This window comes from Streptomyces olivoverticillatus (assembly GCF_014203555.1).
GTDB lineage: Bacteria > Actinomycetota > Actinomycetes > Streptomycetales > Streptomycetaceae > Streptomyces > Streptomyces olivoverticillatus.
This window is the reverse complement of record NZ_JACHJH010000003.1, coordinates 67,362-90,439: the sequence shown is the minus strand read 5'-3', so window position 1 is coordinate 90,439 and position 23,078 is coordinate 67,362. Positions and strand designations below refer to the sequence as shown.

Sequence of the window (23,078 nt, the reverse complement as noted above, 5' to 3'; positions counted from 1 at the left end):
AGCGTCAGTCCTCGTCCCCGCCCTCCAGGTCGCCTTCCGTCTCCAGGAACGCCTGCCGCACGCCCTCCAGTGTGTCGGGGTCCGGCTTGGCCCACATGCCGCGGCTCTCGGCCTCCAGGAGGCGCTCGGCGATGCCGTGCAGGGCCCAGGGGTTGGCGTCCTGGAGGAAGGCGCGGTTCTCCGGGTCGAGGACGTAGGTCTGCGCCAGCTTGTCGTACATCCAGTCGGGCACGACGCCCGTGGTGGCGTCGTAGCCGAACAAGTAGTCCACCGTCGCGGCCAGTTCGAATGCACCCTTGTAGCCGTGACGGCGCATGGCCTCGATCCAGCGGGGGTTGACCACGCGGGCGCGGAAGACGCGCGAGGTCTCCTCGACGAGGGTGCGGGTGCGGACCGTCTCCGGGCGGGTGGAGTCGCCGATGTAGGCGGCGGGCGCGGTGCCCTTGAGCGCCTTCACGGTGGCGACCATGCCGCCGTGGTACTGGAAGTAGTCGTCGGAGTCGGCGATGTCGTGCTCGCGGGTGTCGGTGTTCTTCGCGGCGACCGCGATGCGCTTGTAGGCGGTCTCCATCTCCTCGCGGGCCGGGCGCCCTTCGAGCCCGCGGCCGTAGGCGTAGCCGCCCCAGACGGTGTAGACCTCGGCGAGGTCGGCGTCGGTGCGCCAGTCGCGGCTGTCGATGAGCTGGAGCAGACCGGCGCCGTAGGTGCCCGGCCGGGAGCCGAAGATGCGGGTGGTGGCGCGGCGTTCGTCGCCGTGGGCGGCGAGGTCGGCCTGGGCGTGGGCGCGGACGTGGTTCCGGTCGGCCGGCTCGTCGAGGGACGCGGCGAGGCGCACCGCGTCGTCCAGGAGGCCGATGACGTGCGGGAAGGCGTCCCGGAAGAAGCCGGAGATGCGCAGGGTGACGTCGATGCGGGGGCGGCCGAGCTCGTCCAGCGGGATCGGCTCCAGGCCGTTCACCCGCCGCGACGCCTCGTCCCACACCGGCCGGACGCCCAGCAGGGCCAGCGCCTCGGCCACGTCGTCACCGGCGGTGCGCATGGCGCTGGTGCCCCACAGGGACAGGCCGACGGACTCCGGCCAGTCGCCGTTGTCCGTGCGGTAGCGCTCCAGGAGGGAGTCGGCGAGGGCCTGGCCGGTCTCCCAGGCCAGGCGGCTGGGGACGGCCTTCGGGTCGACGGAGTAGAAGTTGCGGCCGGTCGGCAGGACGTTGACCAGGCCGCGCAGGGGGGAGCCTGACGGGCCGGCGGGGACGAAGCCGCCGTTCAACGCGTGAACGGCGTGGTCGAGTTCGGCCGTGGTGCCTGCCAGGCGGGGGACGACTTCGCGGGCCGCGAAGTCCAGGATGGCCGCGACGGGGTCGGCGCCTACCGTGTCGGTGCCCCGCACCGTGGGCACAGCGGTGGCGACGGCTGCCGGGTCCCAGCCTGCGGCCTCCATCGCCTCCACCAGGGCGCGGGCCTCGGCCTCCGCCTCGTCCGCCGTCGTGCGCGTCGCAGCCGACTCGTCCAGGCCCAACGCCTCGCGCAGGCCCGGCAAGGCCGTCGTGCCGCCCCAGATCTGGCGGGCGCGCAGGATCGACAGGACCAGGTTCACGCGATCGGCGCCGGCCGGGGCGGAGCCCAGGACGTGCAGGCCGTCGCGGATCTGGGCGTCCTTGACCTCGCACAGCCAGCCGTCGACGTGCAGCAGGAAGTCGTCGAAGCCGTCGTCGTCCGGGCGGTCCTCCAGGCCCAGGTCGTGGTCGAGCTTGGCGGCCTGGATCAGGGTCCAGATCTGGGCGCGGATCGCCGGGAGTTTGGCCGGGTCCATGGCGGAGATCTGCGCGTACTCGTCGAGGTGCTGCTCCAGGCGCGCGATGTCGCCGTAGGACTCGGCGCGGGCCATCGGCGGCACGAGGTGGTCGACGAGGGTGGCGTGGGCGCGGCGCTTGGCCTGGGTGCCCTCGCCCGGGTCGTTGACGAGGAAGGGGTAGACGAGCGGCAGGTCGCCGAGGGCGGCGTCGGGGCCGCAGGCGGCGGACAGGCCCGCGTTCTTGCCGGGCAGCCACTCCAGGTTGCCGTGCTTGCCCAGGTGGATCATGGCGTCGGCGCCGAAGCCGCCGTCCTCGCGGGCGGCCGCGATCCAGCGGTAGGCGGCGAGGTAGTGGTGGGAGGGCGGCAGGTCCGGGTCGTGGTAGATGGCGATGGGGTTCTCGCCGAAGCCGCGCGGCGGCTGGATGAGGATCAGCAGGTTGCCGCGGCGCAGGGCGGCGAGGACGATGTCGCCCTCGGGGTTGCGGCTGCGGTCGAGGAACATCTCGCCGGGCGCGGGGCCCCAGTGCTCCTCGACGGCCTCGCGCAGTTCGGCGGGCAGTTGTGCGTACCAGCGCTTGTAGTCGGCGGCCGGGATGCGCACGGGGTTGCGGGCGAGCTGCTCCTCCGTGAGCCAGTCCTGGTCGTGGCCACCGGCCTCGATGAGGGCGTAGATGAGCTCGTCGCCGTCGCCGGACGCGAGGCCGGGGACCTCTTCCGCACCGAAGTCGTAGCCCTCCTCGCGCAGCCGGCGCAGCAGGGCGACGGCGCTGGCGGGGGTGTCGAGACCGACGGCGTTGCCGATGCGGGAGTGCTTGGTGGGGTAGGCGGAGAGCACGAGGGCGATCCGCTTCTCCGCGGCCGGGATGTGCCTCAGCTTGGCGTGGCGGACGGCGATTCCGGCGACGCGGGCGGCGCGTTCGAGGTCGGCGACGTAGGCGGGCAGGCCGTCCTCGTCGACCTCCTTGAAGGAGAACGGAACGGTGATGATCCGGCCGTCGAACTCGGGCACGGCGACCTGGGTGGCGGCGTCGAGCGGGGAGAGCCCCTCGTCGTTCTCCTCCCAGGCGCTGCGCGGGCCGGTCAGGCACAGGGCCTGGAGGATCGGCACGTCGAGGGCGGCGAGGGCGCCCGCGTCCCAGGACTCGTCGTCACCGCCGGCGGAGGCGTCGGCGGGGCGGGTGCCGCCGGCGGCCAGCACGGTGGTGACGACGGCGTCGGCACCGCGCAGGGCCTCGACGAGCTCGGGTTCGGGGCTGCGCAGCGAGGCGACGTACAGCGGCAGCGCGCGGCCTCCGGCGTCCTCGACCGCGCCGCAGAGGGCCTCGACGAAGGCGGTGTTGCCGCTCATGTGGTGGGCGCGGTAGTAGAGCACGGCCACGAGCGGGCCGCTCGCCCCGGGCTTGGGCGTGCGCTCCAGCTCGCCCCAGGCGGGGGCGGGGGCTGGCGGCTCGAAGCCGTGGCCGGTGAGGAGCACGGTGTCGGAGAGGAAGCGGGCGAGCTGTTCGAGGTTGGCGGGGCCGCCGTGAGCGAGGTAGGCGTGGGCCTCGGCGGCGATGCCGACGGGGACGGTCGAGGTCTCCATCAGCTGGGCGTCGGGGGCCTGTTCGCCGGTGAGGACGACGACGGGCCGGTCCTGGGCGAGCAGCTGGTCGAGCCCCTCCTGCCAGGCGCGGATGCCGCCGAGGAGCCGTACGACGACGAGGTCGGTGCCCTCCAGGAGCTCCGGCAGGTCTTCGAGGGCGAGCCGGGCGGGGTTGGCGAGCCGGTACGCAACCGGGCCGTCGGCCGCGCGGGCGCTGAGCAGGTCGGTGTCGGACGTCGACAGGAGAAGGATCACGCGGCGCTCCCGAATGCTTCGAGGGTTGCCTGGGGTACGCGGGACCGGAATGTGCGCATGCGGCGGCAGGCCTTCCTCGGGGTCCGCGCCCCGGGCGGTTGGAGGACGGCGGGAGTTCCTGACTCGCGCGGCATCGCTGCCGTGCTCACAGTGGCGGGACCGTGCCGGAGTCTCACCGGCTTCCTCCCCTGGCGCCGTCGCTGGCGTCCGGCGGATCGGCTCCGCCGGAGGTCATAGTAGCGATGCGGAGCAGCTGGTCGGGGCTCAGCTCCCAAGCAACCCAGGGCCTAGGGCGTGTCCCGGGAGGGGGTCTCGAAGGGGCTCCGCTCCTTCGGAAACGGTGAAGGGGCGGGACCGGGGCTCCTCAACCGTGCAGCGCACCCGTCGGTATGCTCGCCGCATGCCCGCCCTCCCCGCCCGCGACCGCGCCGACGCCTGCCCCGGCGCCCTGCGCCTGCATGCCGCGGACGACGGGGCCCTCGCGCGTGTCCGCCTGCCCGGCGGGCTGCTGACGGCTCGCCAAGCCGTCGCGCTCGCGGACGCCGCCGACGAGCTCGGCGACGGGCACCTCGACATCACCTCGCGCGGCAACGTGCAGCTGCGCGGCCTCCCCGACGGCTGCGGCGCCGCGTTGGGAGCACGCCTGCGCAAGGCGGGGCTGCTGCCCAGCGACCGGCACGACCGGATCCGCAACATCGTCGCCTCACCGCTGTGCGGGCTGGACGCCGGGGGCGCAGAGGCGGACGTACAGGAGTGGGCGCGGGCGCTCGACGCGCTGCTGTGCGCCCAGGACGCCCCGAACAACCTGCCCAACGCAGGCGACTTGTCGGAATTGTCGGGACGGTTCCTCTTCGGCCTGGACGACGGACGCGGCGACATCGCGGCTCTCCGCCCCGATGTGACATTGATCGCAAGCGCCGGCGGAGGCGCGTACGAGGGAGCCGCCCTGCTGTGCTTCGGCACCGAGGGACCGGCCCTGCGTATCGCCGCCGACGATGCCCCGCGCGCGGCCGCCGTCGCCGCGCTCGCATTCCTCGCGGCGGCGCGCGAGAGCGGCACCGGGGCCTGGCGCGTACGCGACCTCGACCCCGAACGGCGGCCGCGCCCGGACCGTTTGGCGGACCGGCTCGCATCGGCGGGCATCGGCTGCGAGCTCGTCCCGGACGCCTCGCTCCCCTTCGGCTCCCCGGCCCCGCCCGGTCTCGTCCACGGCCGGGACGGCCTGTGGGCGCTGTCGGCGGCCGCCCCGCTCGGCCGGCTGACCACCGCCCAGTGGCGGCTCCTGGCCGAGGCCGCCGAGCAGGACGGCGACGGCGAACTGCGTGTGACACCCTGGCGCGGCGTGGTCGTCCCCGGCCTGAGCGCCGAGGCGGCCGCCGCGCGGCTCGCCGCCCTGGCGGAGGCGGGCCTGGTCACGTCCGCGGAGTCGCCGTGGCACCGGGCGGGCGCCTGTGCGGGCCGCCCCGGCTGCGTCAAGTCCCTGGCGGACGTGCGCGCGGACGCGAGCGCCTGTCTCACGGGCGCGCGCCCTGGCGGGCCCGGGGGCCTGCCGGTCTACTGGTCCGGGTGCGAGCGGCGCTGCGGGCACCCCGGCGGCCGCTGGGTCGACGTGCTGGCGACCGGCGAGGGCTACCGGGTCGCCGTCCGGGACGGCGCATCGGACGAGACGGACGACGAGGCGGCCGGTACGGTCTCGGCGGCAGAACTGGCCGACGCGGTGGCGGCGGCACGTACCACAACATGAACGAGGGCACTGTGTTCGACTACGACAAGGACGGCGCGTCCATCTACCGCCAGTCCTTCGCCACCATCCGGGCCGAGGCCGACCTCGGCGGGCTTCCGCCGGACGTCTCCCAGGTGACGGTCCGCATGATCCACGCGTGCGGGATGACCGATCTGGTCAAGGACCTCGCCTACAGCCCGCAGGTGGTGGCGCGCGCCCGCGAGGCGCTGCGCGCCGGGGCGCCCATCCTGTGCGACGCGAACATGGTCGCCAGCGGCGTCACCCGCAAGCGGCTGCCCGCCGACAACGAGGTGCTGTGCACCCTCGCGGATCCGCGCGTGCCCGACCTGGCCCGCAGCATGGGCACCACCCGCAGCGCCGCCGCCCTGGAGCTGTGGCGCGACAAGCTGGAGGGCTCGGTGGTGGCCGTCGGCAACGCGCCGACCGCGCTCTTCCGGCTCCTGGAGATGGTCGCGGAGGGCGCGCCGCGCCCGGCCGCCGTCATCGGCATCCCGGTCGGCTTCATCGGTGCCGCCGAGTCGAAGGACGCCCTGGCCGAGAGCCCGTTGGGGCTGGAGTACCTGGTGGTGCGGGGGCGGCGCGGCGGCAGCGCCATGGCCGCGGCCGCGATCAATGCGATAGCGAGCGAGGAAGAGTGAGCGAGCAGCCTTTGACGACGGGCCGGCTGTACGGAGTCGGGCTGGGGCCCGGCGATCCGTCGCTGCTGACCCTGCGCGCCGTCGAGTGCATCCGGGACGCGGACGTCGTGGCGTACCACAGCGCCCGGCACGGCCGCAGCATCGCGCGCTCCATCGCCGCCGGCCATCTGCGCCCGGACCACATCGAGGAGCCGCTGGTCTACCCCGTCACCACGGAGACCACCGACCACCCCGGCGGCTACCGGGGCGCGATGGAGGAGTTCTACGAGGAGGCCGCCGCCCGGCTCGCCGCGCACTTGGACGCCGGGCGCACAGTGGCCGTGCTGGCGGAGGGCGACCCGCTCTTCTACAGCTCGTACATGCACATGCACAAGCGGCTCGCCCACCGCTATCCGACGGAGGTCGTGCCCGGCGTCACCTCCGTCAGCGCGGCGGCGGCCCGCCTCGGCGAACCGCTGGTCGAGGGCGAGGAGATCCTGACGATCCTGCCGGGCACGCTGCCCGAGGAGGAGCTCACGGCCAGGCTCGCCGCGACGGACTCCGCCGTGGTGATGAAGCTCGGGCGCACCTTCCCCGCCGTGCGGGGCGCGTTGGAGCGCTCGGGGCGGCTGGCGGAGGCGCGGTACGTCGAGCGGGCGACGATGAGCGGCGAGCGGACCGGCCGGCTGGCGGACGTGGACCCGGAGTCGGTGCCGTACTTCTCGGTGGCGGTGCTGCCGAGCCGCGTCGACGCACAGCCGCCCGCCGCTCACGCGGGCGAGGTCGCGGTCGTCGGGCTGGGCCCGGCGGGCCCGTTGTGGCTGACGCCCGAGGCGCGGGGCGTGCTGGCGGCGGCGGAGGACATCGTCGGCTACAGCACCTACGTCGACCGGGTTCCGATGCGTCCTGGCCAGCTCCGGCACGCGTCCGACAACAAGGTGGAGTCCGAGCGCGCCGAGTTCGCCCTCGACCTGGCCCGGCAGGGGCGGCGCGTGGCCGTCGTCTCGTCCGGCGACCCGGGCGTCTTCGCCATGGCGACGGCGGTCCTGGAGGTCGCCTCGGAGGGCCCCTACCGCGAGATCCCGGTGCGCGTGGTGCCGGGCATGACCGCGGCCCACGCCGCCGCCTCGCGGGCGGGCGCGCCGCTCGGCCACGACTACGCGGTCGTCTCGCTCTCCGACCGCCTCAAGCCGTGGGAGGTCATTGCGGAGCGGCTGCGCGCCGCGGCGGCCGCGGACTTGGTGCTGGCCCTGTACAACCCCGGCTCCCGCAGCCGCATCTGGCAGGTCGGCAAGGCCCGGGACCTCCTCCTGGAGCACCGCTCACCGGAGACCCCGGTGGTCCTCGCCCGCGACGTGGGCGGTCCGGAGGAGTCCGTACGCATCGTCCGGCTCGGAAAGCTGGACCCGGCCGAGGTCGACATGCGCACGCTGCTCATCGTGGGCTCGACGCAGACCCGCGCGGTGCGCCGGGGCGCGGACGGCGGCGAGGAGATCGTGTGGACGCCGCGGCGGTATCCGGAGGCGTGACGTCAGTCGCCGGACGGTCCGACACCGGTCCGTCCGGCGGCACGCAGCCACCGCACCGCCTCGGCCACCCCGGACGCCACCGAAACCCCTTCCGGCACGGGCGGTCGCCGTACGACCACCACCGGCACGCCCGCCTCGCGGGCGGCGGCCAGTTTCGCGGAGGTCGCCGCCGCACCGCTGTCCTTCGTGACCAGGACGTCGATGCGATGGCGGCGCAGCAGTTCCCGCTCGCCGTCCAGGGTGAAGGGGCCCCGGTCCAGGACCACCTCCATGCGGGGCGGGACGGGGCCCTCGGGTGCGTCCACGGAGCGGACGAGGAACCACAGGGCGTCCAGGTGGGCGAAGGCGCCGAGCCCCATCCGGCCCGTCGTGAGGAACACCCGCTCCCCCAGCGCGGGCAGCGCCCGCGCCGCCTCGTCCAGCGAGGCCACGTCGTGCCAGGCGTCGCCCGGTTCCGGCACCCAACCGGGGCGGCGGACGGCGAGCAGGGGAACATGGACGTCTGCGGCGGCCCGCGCCGCGTTGAAACTGATCGTGCCGGCGAAAGGATGGGTGGCGTCGATGAGCGCGTCCACCTGCTGCTCGCGCAGCCACTTCGCGAGGCCCTCGGGCCCCCCGAACCCCCCGATGCGCACCTGCCCCGCGGGCAGCCGCGGCTCGGCGACGCGCCCCGCCAGCGAGCTGGTGACGCGCAGGGCGGGATCGGCGGCCAGCTCGGCGGCCAGCTGCCGGGCCTCGGTCGTACCGCCGAGGATCAGGATGTGGCGCAGGCCGCTCACCGCGTGCCCTTCCGTTCGGGCCCGCAGTGCCGGGCTGTCGTGGGTCACGGCCCACCCTAATCCCGGAGCGGACCGTGACTGAGACCGCTGCCGGGAAGGCCGTCGGCGGCCGCACCGCACAGCTCGCGCACACCGGGCTGCGGCACGGCTGGACGACGGGCGCCTGTGCGACCGCGGCCACCACGGCCGCGTACACGGCGCTGCTCACCGGGGAGTTCCCCGACCCGGTGACGATCACGCTGCCCAAGGGGCAGACCCCGGCCTTCGCGCTGGCCGCCGAGGAGTTGGGCGCCGACGGCCGGGCGATGGTGGGGATAGTCAAGGACGCCGGGGACGATCCGGACGTCACGCACGGCGCGCTGATCCGCGCCACGGTCCGGTTGCTGCCGCCCGGCTCGGGGGTGGTCTTCCGGGCGGGTCCGGGCGTCGGCACGGTCACCCGGCCCGGGTTGCCGCTGCCCGTCGGCGAGCCCGCGATCAATCCGGTGCCGCGGCGGATGATGGGCGACCACGTCGCGGAGGTCGCCGCCCGCCACGGCGGCAGCGGCGACGTGGAGATCGAGGTCTCCGTCGACCACGGCGAGGAGATCGCCCGCTCCACGTGGAACCCCCGGCTGGGCATCCTCGGCGGCATCTCCATCCTGGGCACCACGGGCATCGTCGTCCCCTACTCCTGCTCCGCCTGGATCGACAGCATCCGGCGCGGCGTCGACGTCGCCCGTGCGGCGGGCCGCACGCACGTGGCGGGCTGTACGGGCTCGACGTCGGAGAAGGTCGCGGTGGCCGTGCACGGGCTGCCGGAGGACGCGCTGCTGGACATGGGCGACTTCGCGGGCGCGGTGCTCAAGTACATCCGCCGCCACCCGGTGGACCGCCTCACGGTCGCGGGCGGCTTCGCCAAACTGTCCAAACTGGCGGCGGGCCACCTCGATCTGCACTCGGCCCGCTCGCAGGTGAACAAAGGCTTCCTCGCGGAGCTGGCCCGCCGGGGCGGTGCGTCCGGGGATCTGGCCGAGGCCGTGGAGACCGCCAACACCGGCCTCGAAGCGCTCCAGTTGTGCGCCGCCCGCGGCGTCCCCCTCGGCGACCTCGTCGCGGCGGCCGCCCGGGACGAGGCGCTCGCCGTGCTGCGCGGCGCACCGGTCGCGGTCGACGTCATCTGCATCGACCGCGCGGGCACGATCGTGGGCCAAGCGGAGCCCCTCGGTCCGGGCGGCCGCTGACCAGCGCGGCAGGGTCGCCGGACGACCAGCGACGGCCCGGCTCGCTCCACCGGTGCGGGCGGCGGACCGGCGGCCGCCGATCTCGGACGTGCCGGACCTCGGCCAGAAGCCGCTGAGCGCCGACCGGTCCGCAAGGGCAACGTCACTCTGTACCTGATGGGCGCCCCCGCCCTCGTCGACCAGAACCTCGACAAGGCCTTCGGCAAGTTCGCGTCCAAGGGCCGAGTCTCCGGCGCTCAGCCCTCCGCCGGCTCCTGCACGGTCAGGCCGCAGCTGTCGCGGTCCCGGGTCGTCGAGTACAGGAAGCTGTCCGGGAACTGCTCGGCGGCAAGCGTGCGGCCCACGATGATGACCGCGGTGCGGACGACGCCCGCCGCCTTCACCTGGTCCGCGATGTCGGAGAGGGTGCCGCGCAGCACGATCTCGTCGGGGCGGCTGGCCATGGCGACGACGGCCGCCGGGCAGTCGGCGCCGTAGTGCGGGAGGAGTTCGGCCACGACCTGGTCGGTGTAGCGGGCGGCGAGGTGGAGGACGAGCAGGGCGCCGCTGCGGCCGAGCGTGGCGAGGTCCTCGCCGGGGGGCATGGGGGTGGCCTGGCGGGCGATGCGGGTGAGGATGACGGTCTGGCCGACGGTCGGGACGGTCAGCTCGCGGCCGAGCGCGGCCGCCGCGGCGGCGAAGGCCGGGACACCGGGGACGATCTCGTAGGGAATGCCGACGGCATCCAGGCGGCGCATCTGCTCGGCGACGGCGCTGAAGACGGCCGGGTCGCCCGAGTGCAGCCGCGCCACGTCCTGCCCGGCCTCGTGGGCGCGTACGAACTCGGCGGTGATCTGGTCGAGGTCGAGCCGGGCCGTGTCGACGAGCCGGGCGTCCGGCGGGCACTCGGCGAGGAGTTCGGGCGGGACGAGGCTGCCCGCGTAGAGGCAGACCCCGCACCGGGCGAGGGTCCGCGCGCCGCGCACCGTGATGAGGTCGGCGGCGCCGGGGCCCGCTCCGATGAAGTGGACGGTCATGCGTCGGGTTCTCCTTGTGCGGGTTTGACCACGGACCACTGGGTGACCGGCATGGCCTGCCGCCAGCCGGTGAAGCCGCCGACGGGGACGGCGTGGGCGACGGCGAGCCGGGTCAGTTCACCGCCGTGGCGCCGGTACCGGTCGGTGAGCAGGGCCTCGGATTCGAGGGTGACGGTGTTGGCGACCAGTCTGCCGCCCGGGGGCAGCGCGTTCCAGCAGGCATCGAGGGCGCCCGGCGCGGTGAGACCGCCGCCGACGAACACCGCGTCCGGCACCGGGAGTCCGCCGAGCGCGCCGGGCGCGGCGCCGGTGACGACGCGCAGCCCGGGGACGCCGAGGGCCTCGGCGTTACGGGCGATGCGCCCGGCGCGTACGGGGTCGCGCTCGACGGTGACGGCCCGGCAGGCGGGGTGGGCCCGCATCCATTCGATGCCGATGGAGCCGGAGCCGCCGCCGACGTCCCACAGCAGCTCCCCCGGCGCCGGGGCGAGGGCGGCGAGCGTCGCCGCCCGCACGTGACGCTTCGTCAACTGCCCGTCGTGCTCGAAGGCTTCGTCCGGGAGCCCGGGGGTGAGCGGCAGCCGCGGTGCGCCGGGGGCGCGGCGGCACTCGACGGCGACGACGTTGAGGGGGTCGCCGGGCGGATGCGGCCAGTCGTCGGCGGTGCCCTCGGCCTGCGCCTCGCGGTCGCCACCGAGTTGTTCCAGCACCGTCATCCGGCTCGGCCCGAAGCCGCGTTCGCGCAGCAGCGCGGCCACCGCCGCGGGTGTCCGTGCGTCGGCGCTGAGCAGGAGGAGCCGCCGTCCGGGATGCAGGGCGGCGGCGACGGTGCCGAGCGGGCGGCCGACGAGGCTGAGCACGTCGGTGTCCTGCAGCGGCCAGCCGAGCCGGGCGCAGGCGTGGGAGACGGACGAGGGGTGCGGCAGCACCCGCAGCCGGGCGGGGTCGCCGAGGACGTCGACGAGCGTGCGCCCGATGCCGAAGAACATGGGATCGCCGCTGGCGAGCACGCACACGCGCCGCGCGGCGTGCGCGGCCAGCAGCCCCGGCACGGCGGGCCGCAGCGGCGAGGGCCAGGCGACCTGTTCGCCGGCGCACTCGGGCGGCAGCAGGGCGAGCTGACGGGGGCCGCCGATCAGCACCTCGGCGGCGAGCAACGCCTCCCGGGAGGCGGGGGCGAGGCCCTGCCAGCCGTCGGCGCCGACACCGACGACCGTCACGGGGTGATGGGTCACGGGCACACCTCGGGTTCGGCGGTGATCAGGGGCACCGGAACTCTACTGACCTGCGCGGACGTCACCGCTGCCGGGCTGCCCGCCCCGACCTTGTTGCATACAATGTGCAATTACTTATCGAAGGCAGGAGACATACTCGTGAGGCGTTCACCGGTGGTCCTGGGTATCGAGTCGTCGTGCGACGAGACCGGCGCCGGTCTCGTCCGGGACGGGCAACTGCTGGGCCACGCCGTGGCGTCCAGCATGGACGAGCACGCCCGCTTCGGCGGCGTCGTGCCGGAGATCGCGGCCCGCGCCCACGTCCATGCGGCCACCCCGGTCGTCCGGGCCGCGCTCGCCGACGCGGGCCTGTCGATGCGCGACATCGGCGCGGTGGCCGTGACGACCGGCCCGGGGCTGTCCGGCGCCCTCCAGGTGGGCGTCGCGGCGGCCAAGGGCCTGGCCTATTCGCTGGGCGTGCCGCTGTACGGGGTGCACCACCTGGCCGGGCACGTGGCCGCCGACACCCTCGAACACGGGCCGCTGCCCAACCCCTGCATGGTGCTGATCGTCTCCGGCGGGCACACCTCGCTGCTGCTCGTACGGGATCTGGCACGCGACCCGATCGTCCACCTCGGCGACACGCTCGACGACGCGGCGGGCGAGTGCTTCGACAAGGTCGCGCGCGTCTTCGGCCTGCCCTACCCCGGCGGGCCCGCCGTCGACCGCGCGGCGCGCGACGGCGACCCGCGCGCGGTGGCTTTCCCGCGCCCCCTGACGGGCCCGCGCGACGACCGCTATGCGTTCTCCTTCTCCGGGCTGAAGACCGCCGCCGCCCGCTGGGCCGAGCAGCACCGGGCCGCCGGGCGGCCTCTGCCGGTCCCGGACGGCGCCGCGTCCTTGCAGGAGGCGGTGGCCGACGTCCTCACCCGCAAGGCCCTCGCCGCCTGCACCGACCACGGCGTGTCCACCCTCGTCGTGGTCGGCGGCGTGGCCGCGAACTCCCGGGTGCGGGCGCTGGCCCGGCAGCGCTGCGACGCCGCGGGCATCGAACTGCGCGTCCCCCCGCTGCGGCTGTGCACCGACAACGGCGCGATGATCGCCGCCGTCGGCGACCTGCTGGTGCGCGCGGGAGCCGAGCCCGCGCCGCTCGACCTGTCCGTGGACCCCTCCGCGCCACTGGAGTACGCGGCACTCCACCCGGTCGCCCGCGGCGCGCGGGCGCTGGCGCTGGCCGTGCGGGACCGTCTGCCGCAAGGCCGTCCGGGCGTGGTGGCGGCCGGACGGTGGTGACGGTCGACGGGCTCCGGCAGGCGCTGGACGCCGTGCGGGGGCACCTGTCCTGATGGGCCCCTCATGCGCCGGGCGGGCAGGTGCCCCGCCCGCCCGGCGCCGGGTCGCCTACCAGTCCGACTTGCGGTAGTCCTTCAGGAAGCACCCGTACAGGTCCTCGCCCTGCTCGCCGCGCACGATCGGGTCGTAGACCCGCGCCGCGCCGTCCACCAGGTCGAGCGGCGCATGGAAGCCTGCCGCGGCGAGGCGGACCTTGTCCGGGTGCGGGCGCTCGTCCGTGATCCAGCCCGTGTCGACGGCGGTCATCAGGATGCCGTCGGCCTCGAACATCTCCTGGGCGCTGGTGCGCGTCAGCATGTTCAGCGCGGCCTTGGCCATGTTCGTGTGCGGATGCCCGGCGCCCTTGTAGCCGCGGCTGAACACGCCCTCCATGGCGGAGACGTTGACCACGTAGGTACGGCGGGCCGCGGAGGCGGCCATGGCCGGGCGGAGGCGGCTGATCAGGATGAAGGGCGCCGTGGAGTTGCACAGCTGGACTTCGAGCAGCTCGACCGGGTCGACCTCGGAGACGGTCTGGATCCAGCTGTTGGTGGAGTCCAGGTCCGGGACCAGGCCGCCGGCGTCGATCGCCGTGCCCGCCTCGATGCGGGCCAGGGAAGCCGAGCCGCTGACGAGCGCCAGGTCGGTGACGTCCTGCGCGGACAGGGCCTCGCCGCGCGGGCCCGGCAGGGCGGCCACGGCGTCCACCGCGCCGCTGCCGAAGGTGCCGATCACCTCGGCGGCGGGCAGCTCGCCGGCCGGCAGCGGAGCGGACTCGGCCGCGACCAGCTCGCTGTAGGCGCGCGGGGAGCGGCGGACCGTCTGGGCGGCGTTGTTGATCAGGATGTCGAGCGGGCCCTCGGCCGCGACCGAGTCGGCGAGTGCGACGACCTGCGCCGGGTCGCGCAGGTCGATGCCCACGACCTTGAGCCGGTGGATCCACTCGTCGCTGTCCGGCATCGCCTTGAAGCGCCGGATGGCGTCGTTGGGGAAGCGGGTGGTGATGGTGGTGTGCGCGCCGTCCCGCAACAGCCGCAGCGCGATGTACATGCCGATCTTGGCCCGGCCGCCCGTGAGCAGGGCGCGTCGGCCGGTGAGGTCGGCGCGCGCGTCGCGGCGGGCGCGGTTCTCCGTCGCGCAGTCCCGGCACAGCTGGTGGTAGAAGGCGTCGACCTCGACGTAGCGGGTCTTGCAGGTGTAGCAGGAGCGGGGGCGCTCCAGGATGCCCGCGATCTCCCCGGCGGTCGAGGAGCTGGGCAGCAGCCCCTGCGTCTCGTCGTCGATGCGCTCGGCGGATCCGGTGGCCGTGGCCTCGGTGACCGACCGGTCGTGGGCGGTCTTGGCGGCCCGGCGCTCCTGACGGCGGCGCTGCTTGACCGTGCGGTAGACGCCGGAGGTGGCCCGGCGGACGGCTATCGCGTCGGGGTGGTCGACCGGAAGGTCGTCGAGCTCCTCGAGCACGCTCAGGAAGATCGCCATTCGCTCCGGGGCTATGCCCGTGTCCGTGCCCGACAGGTGGCCTGCACCGTCGCGGTTTTCTTCAGTGACGGTCATGACCGCTGTCGTTTCCCAGTCCGTTTGTTCGATAAAGGTTCCAGGAAACTGTACGTAGCCGGACGCGAGCACGCCAATCACGTACGTCACACCCCGCCGGGCAGTACATCCGACTTATTGACCTTTCCGGGTTAATTCACCCCACCAACGCCCAAATTGGCCCGACTCTGTAGGAACCGGAAGCCACAATTGCCACTCACCACCCGTTAGAAAGGTTTAAACATGTCGCGTACCGCCAAGGCAGCCCTGCTGACCGCCGCTGCCGGCCTCGCCGTCACCGGCACCTCGGGGATCGCCTTCGCCGACTCCGACGCGGGCGCCGTCGCTGCGGGCTCTCCGGGCGTCATCTCGGGCAACGTCATCCAGATCCCGATCCAGATCCCGATCAACATCTGCGGGAACACGATCGACGTCGTCGGCCTGCTCAACCCGACCTTCGGCAACACCTGCGTCAACGGCTGACGCCCCCCGAACGCGCGACAAGCCGGATCGCGCACCCCGCGCGGGGTTGGGTCACAGTCAGCCGCCGGAACCCTCCCCTGCGCGATCGTGGCGCCCATCGACCTCCTGATGGGCGCCACCCACATGTCCGGAGGAGGGCACGGCCTCGCGCTCGGCACCGTCCACGCCGGAGTGCTGGGCGCCGGGGAGGTCGGGTATCTCGACGATCGGCGGGAGGTCGGGGGTCAGGTGCGTGTGCTGTGACGTCATGGTCATACGCCTGTCTTCAGTGCCGGCGGGGGCCGGCGGCTAGGCCGCCGCGAGGAGCTGCTGGCGCAGCCGGGCGCAGGTGCGGCTGAGGATGCGGGAGATCTGCATCTGGGAGACGCCCAGCCGGGCGCCGATCTGCTTCTGGGTGAGATTGCCGAAGAAACGCCAGTACAGGACGTATTTCTCGCGCTCGGGCAGGGCGTCCAGCAGTGGCTTGAGGGTCTGGCGGTCGACCACCAGGTCCAGGGCCCGGTCCACGTGGCCGAGCGTTTCGGCGAGCGGCAGCTCCTCCGCCCCGGCGACGGGGTGGTCGAGGGAGAGCATGTGGTGCACCCCGTCGGCGTCCAGCCCCCGCCGCACCTCCTCGTCGGTCAGCCCCGTCTCCGCGGCCAGCTCCGCCGCCGTGACCGCGGAACCGGCGCGGCGCTGCTCCAGCCGGGTCCGGGCGGTGCGGACGGCGGCGCGCAGCTCCTGGTCCCGGCGGGGGATGTGCAGGGACCACACGTGATCGCGGACGTGCCGTTTGAGCTCGCCGTTGATGGTGGGAATGGCGAAGGACTCGAAAGCGAAGCCGAGCCGCGGATCGAACCGGTCCACGGCGTGCACGAGGGCCAGGGCCGCCACCTGCCGCAGGTCCGCCGGGCTCTCGCCGCTCTTGCGGAACCGCAGGCTGATCCGCTCGGCCATGGGCAGCCAGGCGGCGATCACGTCCTGTCGCAGCCGGTCGCGCTCGGGCCCGGGCGGCAGCTCCGCCAGCCGGAAGAAGGGGGCGGCGGTATCGGGGCCGTCCGCATCGCGCGTGCGCTGGTGGTGCCTCGGTTCAACCATGATCGCGGTGTCCCCTCGCTCACATGCCAAGGAGTAATGCCGGGCGACCTGCCGGAACGGCTCCGGGCGCGGCTGTCTCAGCATCACCCGGGGCACCGGTTTCCGCGACTCGACGCATGCGTACGCTCACGTACCGTCCCGTAAGGCCGGGTGCGGGTGCGCGGCGGGCGATGGGGAAGGATCAGGCGCATGTATGACGTACTCGTGATCGGCTCGGCCAATGCCGACCTGACCGTGCGGGTGAGCCGCCGCCCCGCGCCCGGCGAGACCGTCCCCGGCACCGACCTGACCGAGTCCGCGGGCGGCAAGGGCGCCAACCAGGCCGCGGCGGCCGCCCGTCTCGGTGCCCGGACCGCCCTGCTCGCCCGCGTCGGCGACGACGCCTATGGCCGGCTGCTGCTCGACGCCCAGCGTGCGGCGGGCACCGAGCTGCGGCACGTGCTGGTGGAGCCGGGGGCCCGCACCGGGACCGCGATGATCGTCGTCGGCCCGGACGGCGACAACACCATCGTCGTCTCCCCCGGCGCCAACGCCCGCCTCTCCCCCGCCGACGTGGCGGCGGCGCGCGAGGCCGTCGCCGGATCGGCCGTGGTGTCACTGCAGTGGGAGGTCCCGCCGGAGACCGTACGGGCCGCGGCGCGTGCGGCGCACGAGGCCGGCAGCCGGGTGGTGCTCAACCCCTCGCCCGTTCCACGGGAGTTGGACCCGGAGCTCCTGGCGGCCGCCGATCCGCTGGTGGTCAACGAGCACGAGGCGCGGCAGCTGGCGCAGGCATCCGGTGGCACGCCCGCCCAGTGGGCGCACGCGCTGCGCGAGCGCGGTGCCCGCTCGGTGGTGGTCACGCTCGGCCCCGAAGGCGCCCTGGTGCTCGGCGCCGAGGACGCCGAGCCGGTTGCCGTGCCGGGCATCGAGGTGACGGCGGTCGACACGACCGGGGCCGGCGACGCCTTCACCGGGGCGCTGGCCGCGCGCCTGGCCGCCGGTGACGACGTGGCGGAAGCGGCGCGGTTCGCCGTGCGGGTCGGCGCGGCATCGGTGACCAAGCCGGGTGCGCAGCCGTCGTATCCGACGGCTGCGGAGCTTCAGCGGGCGCCGGGCCGCGGGCGCTGACGGGGAATCAGGTCCAGCGGAAGCAGCGAGTCCGCGACGCACTCCGCCAGCAGGCCGGTCTCCTGTGCCACCTGCTGGGCTCCGGCCGCCGAGCCGATCTGGCGGAAGGCCCGGTGGGCCACCATGAGGTGCTCGCCCGCCGGGACGGTCCGGCGCAGCATCCGGCAGTAGCGGGCGAGCACCAGGTTCACCTCGGCGACGAGCACGGTGTCGCCCACGTCCTCGGCGACGCACAGGGAGTCCAGGAGGACGGCCTCCGCCTCGTCGAAGTACCCGGACTCCACCCGGGTCCGGCCGATGCCGAGCAGGGCGCGGGCCTCGCCCGTCAGGTCGCCCTGCTCCCGGGCGAGGCGCAGCACGTGGCCGTACAACTCCTCGGCCGCCTCGAAGCGTTCGCGCCCGAGGTGGTCGCCGGCCAGGCGGTAGAGGGCGTCGTAGGCGACGGTGGTCAGGGCGTCGAAGTCGAAGGCGTCGACGCTGACCCGCTCGGTCAGCAGCCGGTAGCCGCCGGGTGCGGTCGCGATGACCTGGCCGTCGTGTCCGGCGGCCCGGAAGGCCTTGCGCAGCGTCCCGATGCAGACGGCGATGCGGGTGCGGGCGGAGGCCGGCGGGCGCTCGCCCCAGACGGCGTCGGCGAGGGTGCCGACGGAGACCACGTCTCCCCACGCCAGGACGAGCAGGGAGAGGATGAGCCGCTGTCTCGGCCCGCCGATCGTGACGGGCTCCTCGCCCACGCGGGCCGACAGCGGCCCGAGAAGGGTGACGGCGATCGGCCTCGGGCCGGTCCCCGTCGTTTCCATCACGCTCATCGTCTGCCCCCGTATCCGCGGCGGTGCGCCGCGCACTGCTTGAGCCCGCGGGGCACGGTCCCCGCGGGGGATGTCCTTGCGAACGCCGGCGTCGTCACACGGCCCGGCGCTCGAGTTCACTGGCGAAGCGCAGCCAGGACTCGGCGCAGGCGCGGGCGGCTTGGGCCACTGCGGTGCGGCGGTGGGCGGGCACGCTCTCCAGCAGTCTGCGCGTTCTCTCGCCGCCGGGGTGGGAGCTCAGCAGGTGCAGCAGGGCGCGGCCGCCTTCGGTGAGGCGCAGCGAGGGATCCTTGCGCAGCCTCGGCAGGGCCGGTCCGGCGTCGGTGACGGGCGGCGGCGGTGCGACGGGCGGCGCGGCCGCCGGAGTGGTGGTGGTGCGGCCGACGGGGCGGTTCACGTCCCGGTTCTCGGCGTCGCGAAGCTTCTTGGGCACGGGGTCCTGGCCCTGGCGGATGCGCAGCCGGACGTCACGTGCGGTGCCGAGGGCGATCCCGGCGGCATCGGCGATCTCCCGCAGGCTGGCCTGGGGTTTGGCGGCGATCAGGGCGCAGGCGCGGCGGCGGCCCTCGGCCGCGTTGAGCGGCCGGACCCGGCCGTCGCGGCCGGTTCGGGCGTTCAACTGCGCGGCGCGGTCGCTGACTTTTTTTCGCAAGGAGGCGACGGTGCTGGCCGCGAGGCCCGCCGCCGAGGCGATCAGCCGGTCCGACCACTGCGGGTGGGTCCGGATGATGCGCTCGGCGGCGGCCGCCCGCTCCGCCTGCGTCAGCGGCAGTCCGTGCAGGATGTTCACACGGACCGCGTAGACGAAGGCGTCCTCGTCACTGCCGTCGAAGAACCGGGCTGCGATCCGCTCATCCCCCCGTAGACGAGCGGCTCGCAGCCGGTGCATCCCATCGACGACCCGCATGGAGGCGCGGTGCACGACGATGGGCGGCAGTGGGGTGTCCAGCCGGGCAAGCGCCTGGACGTGCTGTGCATCCTCGCCCGCCAAGCGGGGCGAGTCCGCCGGCAGCAGAGCAGCGATCGGAAGCAGAACCGTCCGTTGTTGTTTCGGTTCCGTAGCCGTCACGACTTCCCCTCCCGCAGAACCTCCGGCCGCCGACAGCGAATCGAGCACGGCGGAGAGAGGCCTGTGGCCCACCCCCTCGCCAACTGATGGTCAATCACTGGAGTAGGTTGTCCAACACCAGTCGATCCGCTGACACCCAGGACGCTAGGCAGCGACCCCAGTCGCTGTCAACCGCGTTCCGGCCACGGGCATATGGACCCCCGCGGCCGCCCGTAAGCTAGATTGACCGCGGGAGGGAGGTGCGATCATGAACGATCCGGACGCCACGGGCGAACTGACGCTCGCCGACAAGCTCAACCATCTCTTCGGGACGGTGGTCCCGTCCGGCCGGGAGCCGTACACCACGGAGGAAGTGGCGCGGGAGATCACCGCCGGAGGTGTGTCGATTTCCGGTAGCTATATCTGGCTGTTGCGCAAAGGGCAGCGGAACAATCCGACGCTGCGGCACGTGGAAGCGCTCGCGAAATTCTTCGGCGTGCCTCCGGCTTATTTCTTCGACGACAAGGTGACGGCGTCCGTAAACGCCGACCTGCGGCTGCTGGTGGCCTTGCGGGACACCAAGGTGCAGCGCGTCGCCCTCCGGGCGGCGGGGCTGTCCGCGGAGAGCCTGCATTCGATCACCGAGGTCATCGAGCGCGTCCGTGAGCTGGAGGGACTGCCGACCCGGCCGAAGAACCCACCCGAGTCGCCGGCTTCCCGCTGATTCCGCTTCCGATTCGCTCTGCCGATTCGCTCAGGATTCACTCAGCCGGCGATTCCATTGACTCCGGCTCCGACGACCCGGGAAGTTCCGTCATGCCCATAGGACTTGACGTGCAGTACGAGCTCGTCACCATGCCCAACGGCAAACTCATCGACATTTACCGGCCGCGGCCCCGGGCCGCGGCGGGCACATTGCCAACGGTTTTGCTGTGGCATGGAATCGGCCCCGACGAGCGGGACGTCCTCGGCCCGCTCGCGCGCGAGATCGCCGGGCACGGCCTGCTCGTCCTGGTGCCCGACTGGCGTTCAGACGCCCCCGACGGCGGCCGGGCGCACCTGCTGGACTCGCTGGAGTACGCACGAGGCGGCGCGGGCTCCCTCGGAGGTGACGGAGATCGCTTCGTGCTCGCCGGGTGGTCGGCGGGTGCTTCGGCGGCGATGGGGCTCGCCCTGCACCCGGAGGCGGCGGGCGGATGGCGGCCGGCTGCCGTCGTGGGCATCGCCTCGCGCTACGACCGTCCGGCGCGCACCACCGGCGTTCCCGTGCTGACCGATCTGACCGCGGCGCCCGACGGGCTTCCCCAGCCCGTCCCGGTGACGCTGGTGCACGGCACGGCGGACGAGCAGATCGGCGTCGCGTTCTCACACCAGTTGCTGGAGGCGCTCACGGCGCATCACTGGCCGGCGCGGCTGGAGGAGATCGAGGGTGCCGATCACGCGGGCGCGATGATGACGGCCTACGACCCGGTGGCGGGGCGCTGCCGCCCCACCGACGACGAGAAGGTCCGCGCGGCCGGCAGGTTCACCGCGCGGACCGTCGCCGAGGCGGCCGGGGTGTCCCCGGCCTGACCGGCACGTGTGCGGGGGCTCAGCCCTCGACGCGGTCCCCGCGCCGGAGACCGGAACCCTCGGGGACGGCAGCGGGGTCGCTGCCGAGGTCGGCCACCTTGTTCTGCTCGTCGACGAAGACGACGCGCGGCTCGAAGGAGGCGGCCTCGGCGTTGTCCATGGAGGCGTAGGCGATGACGATGACCAGGTCGCCGGGGCTGATCAGCCGTGCGGCGGCCCCGTTGATGCCGATCACTCCGGTGCCCCGCGGGCCCTCGATCACATAGGTCGACAGGCGGGCGCCGTTGTTGATGTCGACGATGTTGACCTTCTCACCGGGCAGCAGGTCCGCGGCCTCCATCAGGTCCGCGTCGACGGTGAGGGAACCCACGTAGTGCAGGTCGGCCTGCGTCACGGTGGCGCGATGGATCTTGGACTTCATCATGGTGCGGTACATGGAGGACTCCCGGATATAGGCTCCCTGCCTGCGTTTGTGCAGGTCAAGGGCGGTCTAATTACTGTACAGCCCTTCGATCAGCTTCAGGGGAGCAGTCTCGCCGCTCACCCTGTGACGGGTCACGACTTCCGCCTCCGCCGCGTGAGCAGCTTCACACCAGGCTTCTCGATGCACTCGTGAAGCAGCACTGCACAGCCGACCGAGCCCGCGAGGAGCAGGCCTAGGTGCAAGGTCAGGGGAAGGGTGAAGTGATGCCTGCTGAGGAAGTGGTTGGTACCGAAGATGACCAACTCGTGCACCAGGTAGCAAGCGAAGGACACCTCACCGAGGTAGACGACGCACCGATTCCTGAACGGGGACGGTTCCCCCCGGACGTCAGCACGGGCAGCGGCAGCAATGGTGAGGGTGTACGGGACGATCGAGTCAGCCGCCCAATGAAAGTTGTACGGCATGAGGTGGACCGGCCCGAATATGACCATGGTGGACAGCGCCAGGCTGGCAACCAGGCCTGGCCCGCGCCAGGAACCACTCTTCACCAGCAGCGCGAGGGCAATTCCGATGACGAACTCGACCAGCCGCACGGGAGGGAGGATGTAGAGCACGAACTTCGCGTCCCACCCGAGCGTGCGCCCAATAACCCTGGTGCAGAACGGCAGGAGCATCACGGTCAGGTTGCCCACGATCACCGTCGCCCACAGCCCCCGGGTCGAGAACCGCCGGGCGGCCGTGATCAGGAGCGGGAACGAGAGATAGAAGAGGGCCTCACAACTCAGCGACCACGCCACACCGTTGTACCCGAACCACCAGTCCTTCTGGTTCGGTACCCAGGACTGAGTCAGGCTGAGATTTGCCAGCGCGATGCGTGGATCGAGAGTCCGGCCCACCCAGAGCAGCAGGAGAACGGCGGCCAAGAAGGTCACCAAGTGGCTCGGATAGATACGAGCGAAGCGCCGCCACCAAAAGCCGGTGACCGTATCGCGCGACCGTGCCGACCAGGCCAGTACGAACCCGGAAAGTATGAAGAAGAAGGACACAGCCGAGGGGCCGGCATACACGACGTCCTTCAACAGGCGGACGTTCTTGGCGGTGCCGGAGGCTGTCTCCTCGTAGCCGAAGTGGTAACAGAAGACTAGCAGTGCCGCGAACCACCGAAGCCCCGTGAGGGAGTCCAGGCGTATTTGCGATAAGGATGGCTCACTGAACCGCTTCGGGGCAATGGGGGTTATCTGACTCACTGATGGAATCCCAAGCATGAAATGAGAGGCGAGCGGCGCAGCATTCATGGGGCCTACGGGCCCTCGCCCGAGCGAGGGGCGCAGAACTGATGCCCTCTACCTCAAGAGCAAATGATCGGCCGGTCCGGTCGGCTTTCTTACAGGAACCAGCTCCAACTGCTGTCGACCTGGCCAAGAAGGCTGCCATGGGGGCGGCCATCGACCTCTGCAGACCATGTGACGTGCAGGCAACCGGAGAGCATGCCTCTCCTTTCTACTTCCCAGCGGCGCCCATGCCCATCTTGCCGTCGGCCGTCAGATTCGGACGCGGCTGCCTGGTTCGCCGACGCCAGTGGCGATGGTGCCGTACTCAGCCCACCCGCCGTGACCGGTGCCACCGTCGTTCCTCCACGCGTCGATGGCACCGTTGTCCTGAACTACGAGATAGTCAGCTTTCCCATCACCATTGATATCAGCGAATCGAACCCTGCTCCCCGACTCACCAACACCGGTAGCAAACGTCCCGAACTCCGCCCAGCCACCATGACCACTACCACCACTATTCACCCACGCACCAACCGAGCCATCATCATGAACCACGAGATAGTCGGCCTTCCCATCACCATTGATATCAGCGAATCGAACCCTGCTCCCCGACTCACCAACACCGGTAGCAAACGTCCCGAACTCCGCCCAGCCACCATGACCACT

General features: G+C 72.9%; 21 protein-coding genes and 1 riboswitch. Of the genes, 9 read left to right on the top strand and 12 right to left on the bottom strand.

Annotated features, from left to right (window positions below; translation table 11 throughout):
- Positions 1–4: 4 nt before the first annotated feature.
- Positions 5–3,631, bottom strand: coding sequence for a cobaltochelatase subunit CobN (cobN, locus tag FHS39_RS10905; RefSeq protein WP_184348995.1), 3,627 nt, complete (start codon positions 3,629–3,631; stop codon positions 5–7).
- A gap of 112 nt (positions 3,632–3,743) precedes the next feature.
- Positions 3,744–3,817, bottom strand: a riboswitch (cobalamin riboswitch).
- Positions 3,818–4,031: 214 nt separating this feature from the next.
- On the opposite strand from cobN, the gene cobG reads away from it, so the two are divergent.
- From cobG to FHS39_RS10890, 3 genes are read left to right on the top strand one after another with little or no spacing between them, the layout of a single operon-like run.
- Positions 4,032–5,375 (top strand): precorrin-3B synthase, encoded by a 1,344-nt coding sequence (cobG, locus tag FHS39_RS10900; RefSeq protein ID WP_184348993.1) that lies wholly within the window; start codon positions 4,032–4,034, stop codon positions 5,373–5,375.
- The gene (locus FHS39_RS10895; protein WP_184348991.1) at positions 5,372–6,013 is read left to right on the top strand and encodes a precorrin-8X methylmutase; all 642 of its coding nucleotides are present in this window, start codon (positions 5,372–5,374) and stop codon (positions 6,011–6,013) included. Before cobG ends, FHS39_RS10895 begins: the two co-directional genes overlap by 4 nt.
- Complete coding sequence (locus FHS39_RS10890) at positions 6,010–7,521, top strand: precorrin-2 C(20)-methyltransferase (protein WP_184348989.1); 1,512 nt, start codon at positions 6,010–6,012, stop codon at positions 7,519–7,521. Before FHS39_RS10895 ends, FHS39_RS10890 begins: the two co-directional genes overlap by 4 nt.
- Positions 7,522–7,523: 2 nt before the next feature.
- Here FHS39_RS10890 and FHS39_RS10885 read toward each other — a convergent pair whose 3' ends face one another.
- The gene (locus FHS39_RS10885) at positions 7,524–8,300 is read right to left on the bottom strand and encodes a cobalt-precorrin-6A reductase (protein ID WP_184349661.1); all 777 of its coding nucleotides are present in this window, start codon (positions 8,298–8,300) and stop codon (positions 7,524–7,526) included.
- Positions 8,301–8,374: 74 nt separating this feature from the next.
- Here FHS39_RS10885 and FHS39_RS10880 point away from each other — a divergent pair, with 74 nt between their 5' ends.
- Positions 8,375–9,523 (top strand): cobalt-precorrin-5B (C(1))-methyltransferase, encoded by a 1,149-nt coding sequence (locus tag FHS39_RS10880; protein WP_343069501.1) that lies wholly within the window; start codon positions 8,375–8,377, stop codon positions 9,521–9,523.
- Positions 9,524–9,759: 236 nt separating this feature from the next.
- On the opposite strand, the gene cobM is transcribed toward FHS39_RS10880, so the two are convergent.
- Together cobM and cbiE are read right to left on the bottom strand one after the other, a co-directional pair.
- Positions 9,760–10,539 carry a precorrin-4 C(11)-methyltransferase gene (gene cobM / locus FHS39_RS10875; protein WP_184348987.1) on the bottom strand — a complete coding sequence of 260 codons (780 nt, stop codon included), beginning with the start codon at positions 10,537–10,539 and terminating at the stop codon, positions 9,760–9,762.
- A complete protein-coding gene (gene cbiE / locus FHS39_RS10870) occupies positions 10,536–11,774 on the bottom strand; it encodes a precorrin-6y C5,15-methyltransferase (decarboxylating) subunit CbiE (RefSeq protein WP_425507767.1) in 1,239 nt (412 codons plus the stop codon). The genes cobM and cbiE overlap by 4 nt, the downstream gene beginning before the upstream one ends.
- Before the next feature lie 153 nt (positions 11,775–11,927).
- Here cbiE and tsaD point away from each other — a divergent pair, with 153 nt between their 5' ends.
- Complete coding sequence (gene tsaD, locus FHS39_RS10865; protein WP_425507778.1) at positions 11,928–13,046, top strand: tRNA (adenosine(37)-N6)-threonylcarbamoyltransferase complex transferase subunit TsaD; 1,119 nt, start codon at positions 11,928–11,930, stop codon at positions 13,044–13,046.
- Positions 13,047–13,154: 108 nt separating this feature from the next.
- On the opposite strand, the gene FHS39_RS10860 is transcribed toward tsaD, so the two are convergent.
- Complete coding sequence (locus tag FHS39_RS10860) at positions 13,155–14,639, bottom strand: SDR family NAD(P)-dependent oxidoreductase (RefSeq protein WP_184348983.1); 1,485 nt, start codon at positions 14,637–14,639, stop codon at positions 13,155–13,157.
- 222 nt (positions 14,640–14,861) lie between these two features.
- Here FHS39_RS10860 and FHS39_RS10855 point away from each other — a divergent pair, with 222 nt between their 5' ends.
- A complete protein-coding gene (locus tag FHS39_RS10855) occupies positions 14,862–15,101 on the top strand; it encodes a chaplin (RefSeq protein ID WP_184348980.1) in 240 nt (79 codons plus the stop codon).
- A gap of 57 nt (positions 15,102–15,158) precedes the next feature.
- Here the strand turns inward: FHS39_RS10855 and FHS39_RS10850 are convergent, their stop codons facing one another.
- Together FHS39_RS10850 and FHS39_RS10845 are read right to left on the bottom strand one after the other, a co-directional pair.
- Complete coding sequence (locus FHS39_RS10850) at positions 15,159–15,350, bottom strand: hypothetical protein (protein ID WP_184348978.1); 192 nt, start codon at positions 15,348–15,350, stop codon at positions 15,159–15,161.
- A 39-nt stretch (positions 15,351–15,389) separates the two neighbouring features.
- Complete coding sequence (locus FHS39_RS10845) at positions 15,390–16,178, bottom strand: sigma-70 family RNA polymerase sigma factor (RefSeq protein ID WP_184348976.1); 789 nt, start codon at positions 16,176–16,178, stop codon at positions 15,390–15,392.
- 189 nt (positions 16,179–16,367) lie between these two features.
- Here FHS39_RS10845 and FHS39_RS10840 point away from each other — a divergent pair, with 189 nt between their 5' ends.
- Positions 16,368–17,288, top strand: coding sequence for a ribokinase (locus FHS39_RS10840; RefSeq protein ID WP_184348974.1), 921 nt, complete (start codon positions 16,368–16,370; stop codon positions 17,286–17,288).
- Here the strand turns inward: FHS39_RS10840 and FHS39_RS10835 are convergent.
- Positions 17,261–18,088, bottom strand: a complete 828-nt coding sequence (locus tag FHS39_RS10835; protein ID WP_184348972.1) for an AfsR/SARP family transcriptional regulator — start codon at positions 18,086–18,088, stop codon at positions 17,261–17,263. The genes FHS39_RS10840 and FHS39_RS10835 overlap by 28 nt on opposite strands.
- Positions 18,089–18,191: 103 nt before the next feature.
- A complete protein-coding gene (locus FHS39_RS10830) occupies positions 18,192–19,166 on the bottom strand; it encodes a ParB N-terminal domain-containing protein (RefSeq protein ID WP_184348970.1) in 975 nt (324 codons plus the stop codon).
- Between the two features lie 247 nt (positions 19,167–19,413).
- On the opposite strand from FHS39_RS10830, the gene FHS39_RS10825 reads away from it, so the two are divergent.
- Both FHS39_RS10825 and FHS39_RS10820 read left to right on the top strand, forming a co-directional pair.
- Positions 19,414–19,869 (top strand): helix-turn-helix domain-containing protein, encoded by a 456-nt coding sequence (locus FHS39_RS10825; protein WP_184348968.1) that lies wholly within the window; start codon positions 19,414–19,416, stop codon positions 19,867–19,869.
- 92 nt (positions 19,870–19,961) lie between these two features.
- Positions 19,962–20,717 carry an alpha/beta hydrolase family protein gene (locus FHS39_RS10820; protein WP_184348966.1) on the top strand — a complete coding sequence of 252 codons (756 nt, stop codon included), beginning with the start codon at positions 19,962–19,964 and terminating at the stop codon, positions 20,715–20,717.
- A gap of 19 nt (positions 20,718–20,736) precedes the next feature.
- Here FHS39_RS10820 and panD read toward each other — a convergent pair whose 3' ends face one another.
- The 3 genes from panD to FHS39_RS25385 all read right to left on the bottom strand — a co-directional run bounded on the left by panD (position 20,737) and on the right by FHS39_RS25385 (position 22,967).
- The gene (gene panD / locus FHS39_RS10815; RefSeq protein ID WP_184348964.1) at positions 20,737–21,153 is read right to left on the bottom strand and encodes an aspartate 1-decarboxylase; all 417 of its coding nucleotides are present in this window, start codon (positions 21,151–21,153) and stop codon (positions 20,737–20,739) included.
- A gap of 119 nt (positions 21,154–21,272) precedes the next feature.
- Positions 21,273–22,436, bottom strand: a complete 1,164-nt coding sequence (locus FHS39_RS10810) for an acyltransferase family protein (protein WP_184348962.1) — start codon at positions 22,434–22,436, stop codon at positions 21,273–21,275.
- Positions 22,437–22,682: 246 nt separating this feature from the next.
- Entirely contained in the window at positions 22,683–22,967 is a 285-nt protein-coding gene (locus tag FHS39_RS25385) for an FG-GAP repeat domain-containing protein (protein ID WP_343069575.1), read from the bottom strand.
- Between the last annotated feature and the right edge of the window lie 111 nt (positions 22,968–23,078).